This is a genomic window from Chryseobacterium sp. TQ-BC-N36 (genome assembly GCF_058382295.1).
In genome coordinates this window covers 4,524,009-4,536,141 of record NZ_CM178175.1, presented here as the reverse complement: position 1 = coordinate 4,536,141, position 12,133 = coordinate 4,524,009, and the positions used below count along the sequence as shown (strand labels likewise).

At 37.9% G+C, this 12,133-nt stretch carries 12 protein-coding genes; 5 read left to right on the top strand and 7 right to left on the bottom strand.

The window, feature by feature from the left end; translation table 11 throughout:
* Window positions 1-18: 18 nt before the first annotated feature.
* Entirely contained in the window at window positions 19-492 is a 474-nt protein-coding gene (locus tag AC3FI7_RS20540) for a GNAT family N-acetyltransferase (protein ID WP_343661217.1), read from the bottom strand.
* Window positions 493-497: 5 nt separating this feature from the next.
* A complete protein-coding gene (locus AC3FI7_RS20535; RefSeq protein WP_491460794.1) occupies window positions 498-1,115 on the bottom strand; it encodes a DUF1684 domain-containing protein in 618 nt (205 codons plus the stop codon).
* Window positions 1,116-1,244: 129 nt separating this feature from the next.
* Here AC3FI7_RS20535 and AC3FI7_RS20530 point away from each other — a divergent pair, with 129 nt between their 5' ends.
* Window positions 1,245-2,825 (top strand): GMC family oxidoreductase N-terminal domain-containing protein, encoded by a 1,581-nt coding sequence (locus AC3FI7_RS20530; RefSeq protein ID WP_142724145.1) that lies wholly within the window; start codon window positions 1,245-1,247, stop codon window positions 2,823-2,825.
* Between the two features lie 2 nt (window positions 2,826-2,827).
* On the opposite strand, the gene AC3FI7_RS20525 is transcribed toward AC3FI7_RS20530, so the two are convergent.
* From AC3FI7_RS20525 to mqo, 3 genes are all read right to left on the bottom strand, one after another.
* Entirely contained in the window at window positions 2,828-3,694 is an 867-nt protein-coding gene (locus AC3FI7_RS20525; protein ID WP_491460793.1) for an AadS family aminoglycoside 6-adenylyltransferase, read from the bottom strand.
* A 1-nt stretch (window position 3,695) separates the two neighbouring features.
* Window positions 3,696-4,097, bottom strand: a complete 402-nt coding sequence (locus tag AC3FI7_RS20520) for a hypothetical protein (protein WP_142724147.1) — start codon at window positions 4,095-4,097, stop codon at window positions 3,696-3,698.
* A gap of 65 nt (window positions 4,098-4,162) precedes the next feature.
* Entirely contained in the window at window positions 4,163-5,668 is a 1,506-nt protein-coding gene (gene mqo, locus AC3FI7_RS20515) for a malate dehydrogenase (quinone) (protein ID WP_343661222.1), read from the bottom strand.
* Window positions 5,669-6,178: 510 nt separating this feature from the next.
* Here mqo and AC3FI7_RS20510 point away from each other — a divergent pair.
* Genes AC3FI7_RS20510 through AC3FI7_RS20500 form a run of 3 tightly spaced genes read left to right on the top strand, consistent with a single transcriptional unit; the run spans window position 6,179 to window position 8,902 of the window.
* The gene (locus tag AC3FI7_RS20510; protein ID WP_491460792.1) at window positions 6,179-7,285 is read left to right on the top strand and encodes a phage tail-like protein; all 1,107 of its coding nucleotides are present in this window, start codon (window positions 6,179-6,181) and stop codon (window positions 7,283-7,285) included.
* Between the two features lie 13 nt (window positions 7,286-7,298).
* Window positions 7,299-8,120: a phage tail-like protein gene (locus tag AC3FI7_RS20505; protein WP_142724150.1), complete on the top strand. Its 822-nt coding sequence runs from the start codon at window positions 7,299-7,301 to the stop codon at window positions 8,118-8,120.
* Between the two features lie 11 nt (window positions 8,121-8,131).
* Window positions 8,132-8,902, top strand: a complete 771-nt coding sequence (locus AC3FI7_RS20500) for a phage tail-like protein (RefSeq protein ID WP_491460791.1) — start codon at window positions 8,132-8,134, stop codon at window positions 8,900-8,902.
* A gap of 75 nt (window positions 8,903-8,977) precedes the next feature.
* Here AC3FI7_RS20500 and AC3FI7_RS20495 read toward each other — a convergent pair whose 3' ends face one another.
* Entirely contained in the window at window positions 8,978-10,018 is a 1,041-nt protein-coding gene (locus AC3FI7_RS20495; RefSeq protein ID WP_491460790.1) for an NAD(P)H-dependent glycerol-3-phosphate dehydrogenase, read from the bottom strand.
* 225 nt (window positions 10,019-10,243) lie between these two features.
* On the opposite strand from AC3FI7_RS20495, the gene AC3FI7_RS20490 reads away from it, so the two are divergent.
* Entirely contained in the window at window positions 10,244-11,272 is a 1,029-nt protein-coding gene (locus tag AC3FI7_RS20490; RefSeq protein ID WP_343661226.1) for a M23 family metallopeptidase, read from the top strand.
* A 56-nt stretch (window positions 11,273-11,328) separates the two neighbouring features.
* Here the strand turns inward: AC3FI7_RS20490 and AC3FI7_RS20485 are convergent, their stop codons facing one another.
* The gene (locus AC3FI7_RS20485; protein WP_491460789.1) at window positions 11,329-12,012 is read right to left on the bottom strand and encodes a hypothetical protein; all 684 of its coding nucleotides are present in this window, start codon (window positions 12,010-12,012) and stop codon (window positions 11,329-11,331) included.
* Window positions 12,013-12,133: the final 121 nt, after the last annotated feature.

Genomic DNA, 12,133 nt, shown 5'->3' with positions numbered 1-12,133 from the left:
AAAGATTTTAAAATTTTATTAAAGTTTTTTATGCATCAGGTACTGAGGTCCGCTTCTTCCGATTCTTGTTTTACCATCATAAACATATCCTGCCTGCAGATAAATATGATAAGCGGAATCATTTTTCTGATTTACGGCAAGTACAATTTCATCGCAGGTATTGAAACGGTCTCTTATAAAATCATCTACTTTCAGCATTGCTGCCTTTCCAATTCCTTTTCCCTGCATTTGCGGGTTCACAGATAAGGAACGTAGTAATGCCGAGTTTTCATTATCTGTAAGCTCAAATTTATCTTTCCCGAAATCAATAACAAAAAAACCGGCCGGCTCATTATTTTCAAATATAGTTACCGGAAATGCATCATTATCATCCCGTTCGCTGATACTCTGTAAAGCCTGCTGAGCAGTTGCAGTGAACTTCATCTGGTTTTCATCCAATGCATAGCAGACCCCGGAAAGATCTTCTGGTTTAAAAAACTCTAAATGTATCATAAATATTAGTGATGGTAGATATCTTCATACATTACTCCTGCACGGATTTCCACGGGAAGTTTATTTTCCTCGGGAACAACAGGACAATTGTAATCATAAGCATTATAGGCACAGAAAGGATGATAAGACTGGTTAAAATCCAATATAATGGTATTTCCTTTCGGGATTTTTAGATCCATATATTTTCCGCCTCCATAGGTTTCTTTCTCATTGGTTGCATCACGGAAAGGAAGAAAAAGATAGTCTTTGTATTTATCCTGTTTGATCAAAGCCAGACTCTGGTATAGTGTTACGGTGTACGGTTTATCATCCAGCGTAAATGTTGCTTTACCATATTCCTGATAGGGTTTTGTTTTTCCCGAAGAGGTAGGAAGTTCAAAAGGCTTTGTATCTTTTGATTTAACAAATTTTGCAGTTACTCTGTATTTGGCATCAAAAGGAAAGAACGGATGGCCTTTAAAATTTTTAAAATTATCTCCTCTTAAAGGTGTCTCTTTTGGATTGAGATACTCAGCATTCAGCTCTTTCTGAAATTTCTGTACCTCTTTCTCTTCCTTTGAAACCATTTTCTGAGAAAAAGCCCATAACGGAAGAAGTAAAAAGAGTACTATATATTTTTTCATGAGTAAAAATTATAAGTAAAGCTATGAATTTTCATGACAACAAAAGTTAAAATTGTAATAAAAAATATAATCTGTTTTAAATACAATAAGGGCCTGTAGATCTAGCATACTTTTTGAAAAACAAAGCTTATGGACAGAAAAAAATTCATTAAGACCAGCACCTTAGCCATATCCGGCTTTTACTTTCTCCAATCCGGATTATTACGTGCAACCGGAAGAAAAAATAATCTGGTAAAAGAAAACATTGATGTTCCGATCGTGATCATTGGGAGTGGCTATGGAGGAGCTGTGTCTGCCTTACGCCTTTGTGAAGCAGGGAAAAAAGTTGTGATGCTTGAAATGGGGCTTAATTGGGAAAAGGCAGGAATTCCGTTTTCCAACTTATTGAAACCGGGAAAAAGCGCTGCATGGCTGAAAAAGAAAAGCATTGCTCCTTTTATGAATATTTTTTCTTTGACTCCTTTTACAGGAACGCTGGACCGTCTGGATTTTGATCATATCGATATCTGGGTAGGGAGAGGTGTTGGCGGTGGTTCTCTGGTGAACGGAGGAATGGCGGTTACCCCCAAAGAAAGTTATTTCAGAGAGGTTTTTCCAGAGCTTGATGCAGAAAAATTTTACAGCCACTACTTTCCTCTGGTAAGAAATGAGTTGAAAGTAAATGTCATTGATGAACAGTTTCTGAAAGACTGTCCTTATTATCAATTCACGCGGGTAGGTGAAGAAGAGGCCCACAAAGCTGGTTTTAAAACAATGAGAGTTCCGAACGTGTATGATTTTAAATATATGGAAAAGGAATTCAGAAATGAGGTTCCCCGTTCTGCTCTTAATACGGAAGTGATCTATGGAAATAATCATGGGAAAAACAGTTTAGATAAAACCTATCTGAGAAAAGCTCTTCAAAGCGGAAATCTGGAAATTCTTGACCTTCATCATGTTCAAACAATACAGCTTAATGATGATAAAAGCTATACCATAAATGTTCAGCAGACCGATACTGCGGGAATTTTGACTGCAGATAAGGTTTTCAACTGTAAAAAGCTGATTCTTTCCGCAGGAACTATGGGAACATTACAGATTCTGTTGCAATCCAATGCCGAAAATGGTTTTCCCATTCATGAAAAGGTTGGCAAAAACTGGGGAAACAATGGAAATTTCATGACAGGAAGAAACTGGGTAAAACCTTTATCAGGTGGTACAGGAGCCAAGCAATCCACCATTCCTGTGGGAGGAATTGACAACTGGGATGATCCCGAACATCCCTTTTTCACGGAAATAGCTCCTTTACCTATGGGAATGGATGTAGCAACAGCTTTGTATCTGCTGATCAATAGAGTTGATAAAAAAGGAGATGTTTCTTACAATAAGGCCAGCCGGTCTCTTACACTGAATTGGGATGAGAGCAATACCATCAAAATGAAAGAAAATGCCCAATATTTTGTCCGTAAGATGAATAAAGCGAATGGAGGCACCAGAAGTCACTTACTTTTCAACAATGGTTTTGGGGCAGATATCTGTTATCATCCTCTTGGAGGATGCGTTCTTGGGGAAGCCACCAATGAATATGGAAAGCTTAAGAATCATGAAAACTTATATGTTCTGGACGGATCATTAATCCCGGGAACAATTGGTGTCAATCCTTTTGTCACTATTACTGCTATTGCAGAATACTGTATCGAAAACCTCATCAGACAAAATGAGTTTGCCTGAAGTTAAGATATAGCTCTTATTTCAGTAAGATAATTTCTGGTATCAGCTTCCAGCTTTACAGGATAGGTAAAATCAAGTTTCTCTGCCAAAGAAATTCCCAGTTGATGTACCAGATCAGCAAAGGCAAACAATGCTGTCCAGTTGTCTTCAATATGATTTCCTGAAAAAGTAGCTTCTACACTATTCCATAGTTCCGGGGATAAATATTTTTTGAAAAGTCTTCCATGTTTATTGGTTGTTATATCTTTCCAGTCATGGTTTCCAGCAATATACCATTCTGTCAAAGGAACAAGATAATCTGTCCGCAGAACATTTTCGGACATAAATTTGGCATAAAAAATATCTCCGCGTTTCAGACATTTTGCTACATAAGTAGTATCCCACCAGAAGTCATTCAGCAGCTGCTGAAATTTTTCCTCAGTTGGTTTCTGTATCATGATTGACTGGTACGTCGGAGGTTTCATATTTTTAGTCAGACCGTCTTTATCTATCAAAACTTTATAACCTACATCCCAATCTTCAGAAAGCTCTTCTTCATTGGCATCTTCAGTAAATTCTGTTACCTGATAGAGCTTAAAATCAACTTTTACATGGTCTTTATACAAAACCATTTTCATGGCATGTCTTCCATCAAAAACATGATCCTCTTCTTCAATCATAGAAATAGGATCTCCAAAAAGACTAATCCATTCATTATCTGATTCATAAGGTGTTCTGTTTTCAAAAACAAGCTCTATATCAAGATCACTGAAATCATCTACGGGAGCGTAAGGATTTACCAATGAGCTGGTCAGGAGAACAGCACGGATGTCAGGATTGCTTTCAGCCCACTGAATAATCTGTTCCAGCTTTTCTTCCCTTGCTTTCATATTAATAGGATTCTGAAATTTTTACGCGATAAACGTCAGAAGAATTTCTTTTGATTGATTCTACAAAAAAGCCTCCTTCTTCAGGAATAACTTCCTTCAGATCAAAACTTTTGCAATCTTTTGGAAGTCCGGAAAATATTAAGGTGAACCAAAAATCTTTCATAAAAGGAACCGGTGTCCAGTATGGGGAAATTGAAATATTTTCCGCGTGGATCAGTTTGCTTCTATGCTCAGACTGATTATCAAAAAGATAGGTCGAGTGCCAGATCCTGATCAAGTTGCCCAAAAACGGAGATGCCGGGAAACAACAGTGTACAATAACCTGCCTCTCCTCTTCTGTTTTCGCCTGAAGAGATTCCAGGATTTCCTTTGCAATGACTGGTTTTACAATTACTTCTTCCACCTTTTATAAGTATGAATAATGAGCAATGAGTAATAGAAGCTACTACTCATTGCTCATGACTGATGTTAATATTCTAATTCTAATTTTTCTTTTGTATAATTTCTTACTGTATTGGTCAGTTCAGGATTTTCTGCGAGTTTTTGTCCATAAGAAGGAACCATCTCAAGCAGCTTCTCTTTCCATTCACCATGAAGTTTTTCCGGGTAGCATTTTTCCAGTACGTTCAGCATAGCATATACTGCTGTAGAAGCACCTGGTGAAGCACCCAACAGAGAAGCAATTGTTCCGTTTTTATTCACCACCACTTCTGTTCCGAATTCCAGCTTACCTCCTTCTTTTTCATCTTTTTTAATAATCTGAACTCTCTGTCCTGCTACTTTCAGTTCCCAGTCTTCTTCTTTGGCATCTTTAATAAACTCTCTCAAGTGCTGCATTCTCTGAGACTTTGTCATTGCTACCTGCTGGATAAGATATTTTGTCAGAGGAATATTATGCCACCAGGCTCCGAAAAGCGATCTTAAATTTTTGGTGTTTACACTTTCAGGAAGATCCAGATAACTTCCTTCCTTTAGGAATTTGGTTGAGAACCCTGCAAAAGGTCCGAAAAGAAGAGCTTTTTTCCCGTCAATAATCCTTAGATCAAGGTGTGGAACAGACATTGGAGGAGCATCCACCGTGGCTTGAGTATACACTTTAGCCTGGTGCTTTTCTACCAATTCCTGATTATGACTTACCAGCCACTGTCCGGAAACCGGAAAACCACCGTATCCTTCACTTTCTTTAATATCTGAACTGTCCAGCAATGGAAGCGCATATCCTCCGGCACCAATGAATACAAAATCAGCAACTACTTCCTGTTTGTGGCTGTTGATTCTGTCTTTTACTTTCATTTCCCATTTCCCATTTTCTCTTGCATCGATATCCTTTACTTCATGGTATAAGAAAACCTCTACATTGGAATCTTCCAGCAGGTGTCGTCCCATTTTTCGGGTCAGCGTCCCAAAGTTTACATCCGTCCCCATATCCATCTTCGTAGCAGCCATTACTTCAGACTGGTTTCTTTTGCTCATTACCAATGGAATCCATTCTCTCAGTGTATCATGATCTGTAGAAAATTCCATTCCTGAGAAAAGAACAGATTCTGCCATCTTATCATGGCGTTTTTTAAGATATTCTGCATCTCTTTCTCCAAATACCAGGCTCATATGAGGGCATGAATTGATAAATTCTTTTGGCTGATGGATATATCCTTTGGTAATCAGATAAGCCCAGAATTGTTTTGAAATTTCAAACTGTTCTGCGATGCTTTCTGCTTTGGTAATATCAATAGATCCGTCAGGTTTTTCGGGAGTATAATTGAGCTCACAAAAAGCGGAGTGCCCTGTTCCGGCGTTGTTCCATGCTGCAGTACTTTCTTTGGCAAACCTTCCCAGTCTTTCAAAAATTGCGATTTCAAGATGGGGATCAAATTCATGAAGCAGCGTTGCTAAAGTGGCACTCATAATTCCGCCGCCTATCAGTACAACGTCGTATTTAGGTTTCGGTGTTCTGCTTGTAAGCGATTGTGACATAATTTTTAAATTTTACTTCAAATTTCGGGAAAAGTTTTAAAAAGCGGAACGCGTTTAACGATTTTAACACGTTATTTTTCGCTTTGAAAATAGTTCTTAAGTACACAACAAAAAACAATGGAAAATTTCAATAAAGCATCATTGAAATGATTGATAATGTAAAAATTATTTTTAAGGAAATAGTTAAATTTTATATTTTTTAATTCACTGGATGGTAAATAATTAAGCTATTTTCACAGCCGCTTATTTAACAAAAATTTTAAGTTTATTTAAGTTCACTATAATAAATACAGCCATCATAACCTTTTACGCAACTATACTTTATCAACAAAAAGTGAAAAACAATTATATAAACAACATCAAAAATCACTTTTAATTGACAAATATGTAATTTTATAGATAAATTTCTATACAATACATATAAAATAATAGTTTTTTCTATGTAACTTTCAATTAAATTAATACATATTCCACAGGTATTTAATTAATTATTTCGTAAACATACTAAAGATGAAAATTATTAATTTCGTGAGCACACTGTTCGCAACAGTGGCGTTTGCCCAAAGCGGAAGTGTAGGAATCAACACGTCCACCCCGGACCCGAGTGCTATTCTACACATTGAGAACTTCAATGGAATCCCGGCCACAGCCACAGCTACCATTTCAGGGGGAGCAGTTACCGGTATTACCATCACTAACGGAGGCAGTGGATATACCTCACCTCCAACAATCAATTTTTATGGCGGAGGAGCTGTTGTAAACGGTGGTTCAAAAGCACGTGCTACAGCGGTTATTTCCAACGGTCAGGTTACGGGTATCACCGTCAATAACGGAGGCAGTGGCTATACAACATCTCCTTCGGTAACAGTTTCAGGAGGGAATAAAGGCTTGTTATTTCCTAATCTGAATATTGCCAATCTGAACAGCACCACCACCCCTGTTGCCTCTCCTGCCAATGGACTGATTGGATTTAATGGCGGAACTAACAGTAATAACAAAGCCCTGCATTTTTTCAATGGCACCACAAGCACTTGGCAAAGCACAATTGATGCCCAAAATACACCAAAAGTTGCCTATCTTGATTTTACAGGATCTTTGTCTGCTCTGGACAATGCTGTAGCGGGCGCCAGCAATGTTCTGATTGTAAATCCTCCGGCGATTTCCGGGGTGTCAAACATCAGTGGTTTTAAAGTGGTTCCAAACACGGTTTCAGGAGGCTATTCACTGATCCTTCCACAGGGAAATTATCTTGTAGAAGTCAATCTGAATCTAAATTCACCTCAGGAAAACCCCGCCGGACAGGGTGGAACAGCCCCACTTTCAGGAAGTTCTTATTACCTGATGGGATATTTTATAGACTTCATCAGTGATACCTATAATAATACCACTAATACATTTACCGGAGGAAGTGCAACAAGGAAAGAAGTCCCTATTGTTTCTAAGATTAATACCAACCATCTTGCCACATGGTCCTATTATTATACTGTTCCTCCCAATGTCAATGCCAATATTATCGGAGGTCTAAGACTCAATCTTGGAAGAATGCAGAACAGCACATTCTACGATCTGGTGAATATCATTGCCAATGGATCTTATATTAAAATCTCTCAGCTTTAAAAAAAATTCACACATGAAAAAAAGTTATATTCTGCTATTATTGATTATAGTACAGATCACATATGCACAAGTTGCGATTGGAAAATCCACAGTGAACAGTTCGGCTGTTCTGGATGTGGCCTCTACAACCAATAAGGGAGTACTTCTTCCAAGAGTAGATATTGTAGATATTCTTAGTAATACCTCACCGGTAAATAATCCGGCAGAAGGACTGGTTGTATATAATAAAGGTAATTCTATAAGTCCTGGTCTTTACATCTGGAAAAACAGCAGGTGGACCCAGTTGTCTGATACTTATAATCTGGTAAGTTACATGATGCTTCAGCGTACCTCTGATTATGCTGTATTAGGAGGTTTCAATAATGGTATATACAAGAATTTCAATGACGCTGCTTTTACTGTGGTGTCTAATGATATCGGAGCTCTATACAATACTTCTACAGGAGTCATTACTCTGCCAGGGAACAGCGGCTACCTCGTAAATGTCTGCCTGAATATCAGAACGGCTCTTGAAAGTGCAACAGCAGGAATCGGAGGGACTTCCGTTCATTTACACCAGTATCTTGTCAAACTTATAGACCCTGTAAGCGGAACACAGTATGGCAAAACAATCAGTATCAATAGCCAATCGATTGCCAGCAATAAAACCCATACCCTGAATATGAGTTTTTCTTTTGTAACGACTTCGGTATCCCCTATCCTTTTAGTTCCCGCCATTGCACATGATGCAGGAGGTACTTATCAGAATGGAGCCGGCGGAACAACTCCCAATAACGGTGAGATTATCATTACCAATGCCAAAGTTGACATTCAGAGATCAGCCCTTAATCAATAATCAATTGCACAATGAAAACATCAATTTATATCAGTTGTATGGTACTTTTCAGTATTCTCACGAATGCTCAGGTTGGTATCAACACAAACACCCCGAATGCCAGCAGTGTACTGGACATCAACTCATCCAACAAAGGAGTTCTTTTTCCGCAATATGACCTTCTGGTCCTGAACAGCACTTCAACTCCTGTAGCAAACCCAGCAGATGGGCTCATTATTTACAACAGCGGAGGGGCTTCTGCTTTTCCGAAAGGATATTATATATGGATCAGAAATCAATGGCAACGTCTTATTGTTTCCGGTTCTGAACCGCAGGCAATGTCTCTTCTTATTAGCCCGGGGATCCTGATCCCTACCGGAAGCACCAATAATACCTTAGGAAACTTTGCCGTAACGTCCAATAAAATTACAGGAGCTTCCCTGGGCACGGACAATTCTACCATAACATTACCGGCAGGAACTTATATTGTACGGTATTCTGTAGACTCCAGCAACGCCAATAACAATAACGGAACAGCCAATACCCAATATCTTGGTCAAAATTTTACCTGTACACGCTCTTATCTGATAAATTCTGCTACCAGCACAGCTATTACGGAAACCAACAGAATGTGCCAGCTGTCAAGTTCTTTTACATTCTTTCAGGGAAGTTATTTTTTAACATTGACTTCTCCAACTACCATTCGACAGAAATTTGAATTTGATACAGGAAACGGCTTTACAGCCAGCAATCTGAACGTAAGATCATCACTAACACTTGTCATTACCAAGATGAGCCAATAAAAAAACTTAAGCATAAGAATGCTTAAGTTCAATTATTTACAGTTAACGGGACTTTAATTCTAAGGTCCTGTTTTTTTAATTCAGTTTTGCTGTCAGCTTTTTAAATTGTTTTTCAGCATTTTTACCTTCATAAAGGATAGCATAGACTGTATCGATAATCGGCAGCTTAAGATTTTTCTGTTTTGCTGTTTTATAAATAGAATCGGCAGCATAGTATCCCTCTGCCACCATATTCATAGACTGAATGGCTGATTTCACAGTATATCCTTTACCGATAAGATTTCCCAGGTTTCTGTTTCTTGAGAAAAGCGAATAGGCTGTTACCAGGAGATCACCAAGGTAAGCGCTTTCATTCACATCTCTGGGTGCTTCGTAGATGGCTTCCAGGAAGGTTTCCATTTCACGGATCGCATTGGAAACAAAAACAGCTGTAAAGTTATCCCCATAGCCTAAACCACTTGCTATACCCGCTCCGATCGCAAAAATATTCTTAAGAATAGCACTGTATTCGTTTCCTAAAATATCTTTGCTTGTATGTACTTTAATAAAGTCTGAACTGAAAATTCCTTCAAGCTTTTCGGCAGTTTCATCTTCCACTGCTGCAATGGTAAGATAAGAAAGTCTTTCCATAGCAACCTCTTCCGCATGACAGGGACCTGCAATCACTGCCTGATTCCTGAAACCGATTTTAAATTCATCACGAAGATAATGGGCCACCACATTGTTGACTTTAGGGATAATACCTTTAATTGCGGAGATAAAAATCTTATCTGAATAATCACAGGTCATCTTCTCCAGCGTATCAGAAAGATAGATAGATGGCGTTGCCAGAACAATAACATCACAGGCAGAAACCAGTTCATTAATGTCCGTTGTCAGTTTTAAACTTTTAAGATTGAAATGTGCGGCGGTAAGATAAGTCGGATTATGCCCCCGAAGCTCAATAGCTCCTTTTACAAATTCATTTCTGACACACCAGTGTACTACTTTACAGTTTTCAACAAGCATTTTTACGATAGCGGTTGCAAAACTTCCGCTTCCTACAACTCCTACAGAAATATCCTTTTTATTCTTTTTTGGATTCGAAGATTCTGAAATAATTTTCTTTTTAGCCATAATTGGAATGTGAACTGCAAAGATATTAAAACAAAGACGTAAAGGAGGCTTTGAAACTATGATAAAAGCCATTTTCTGAAAAAATTAACATACCTGCGCAATTAAATAGCTATTTAAACGTTAAATACAGAAAAAAGTGAATTTTAATTAAAAATAACCCACAAAGACTATTTTTAATTAAATTTGCAGCTTCAAAACCGTTTTAAATTTACTAAGAGAAGAAATATGAAAAAATTTCTAAACAGCAAGAAGAACGTAAACATTCTCCTGGGGGGACTTTTACTAGTAGTTTTTGCACAGGGTGTATTCATTGCGAAGCTCTTTTCTGAAAGAGATGACAAAACCTACGAAGTCAACCTTGTAAAAATAAACACTGAAAAAGACAGTGTAGATTATTTAAAAATGAAAACTGATCTTACTCTGGTGGATCAGACCGTTGCCCAGCTCAACTCCTTCCTGAAATCTAAAGACGTTCCGAGTGAAAAGCTGATGATGCTTAGCCAGGACAGTATTTCGAATTCCATTTATCTTTCCAAACAAGCCAACCGGTACAGCCAGTATCTGATGGATCTTCAGAAAAAGCTGATGCAGGTACCGTTAGGCATGCCTACAGACGGATATATTTCCTCTAATTTTGGAGTGAGAAAAAATCCTATTCCATTCAAAACTGTTTTTGCATCAGTTAAAACAAATATACCAACAGAAGCAAAATCCACCGTTGCTGCAGCACCAAAGCCTGAAGCAAAAGCAGAACCTGTTGAAAAAACCATTGAACTTACGGACAGCTATGGAAATAAGAGAGAAGTGAAGGTGATGGTTACCCCAAAAGCTGCCCCTGTAGCAACCTCCTCTGCTCCTGCAACAACAAAAACGGCAGCCGGAACGGCTACAGTCAAAACGGGTGTTGCTGAAAAAAATAATCCACCTGCTGAAGCTGATCAGATGCAGTTTCATAAAGGACTGGACATTGCTGTTGCCTATGGATCTGATGTTAGAGCTGCCGCTGCCGGAACCGTTATTTTCTCAGGACAGAAAGGCGGCTATGGAAACTGTGTGATTGTTTCTCACGGAAACGGGCTGGCGACGTTATATGGGCATTTATCCGAACTTATATCTAAAGTGAACGATAAAGTAAAGGTAGGTCAGGTGATTGCCAAATCCGGAAATTCCGGACGTTCTACAGGACCTCATCTTCATTATGAAGTACACAAAAACAATACTCCGGTAAACCCGAAATTGTTTATGAATCTATAAAAAGAAAGGCTGTTCACATAGAACAGCCTTTTTATTTTAATCCTGGAGATCTGTTTTTACGGGAATTCAATATTCAACAGTTTTTTTGTCTTTCTGTCGAATGCTATATTGATAAAAGGGAAAACCTTATCTCTTTGACTTACTTCTCTTATTAAGATCATCTGTCCCAGATTGGGATTATCCAGAAATTCAAATCCCTGAAACTGTATTTTTTTAATTGGGCCTAATTGAGAATCCATTCTTGAAATTGTCTCTTTGACGATTTCTTTTTTAGGCTTAAATTTTGGTTCAAACATCTCAAGAATTCCGTTGTCATCTTTATTAATCAAAAATGAATTGATTTTATCAATTTCCGGATATATATCTTTTACTTCCTGCAGCTCTTTTTGAGTGAATGATTTTGTAAAACTGGCCCCGTCAGCTAAAAGTAATTTTGTTTTGACAACATCATATGCTCCAGGTTTTTGATTCTGAAAAACGATAAATGCAATATTGGCAGCATTGGATATTGCTCTTTGTGGTTGATTATTGATCAGTTTACTGTCTTTAATCTGTACTTCAAAAAAATCACTGGATGTCCCATTCAGCGTTTGCACTCCTTTCATGGTTTCAACATAGCCTCCGTAAAACTTAAGAACTTCGTCAACAGATTTTTTATCTTCGGATGTAGTCGCCAGTTTACCACAGCTGAATAAAAATAAGGACAACAATAGAAAAGGCAGAATTTTAATTAATTTCATGAGTTATTATTTGATTTAAAAAAATAAGCTACAGATCCTCTTCTCTTTTTAAAAGAATGATTTTCTGCAAATCAAATATAACAAAAAGTACATGCAAAAATTTACATGTACTTTTGATTCT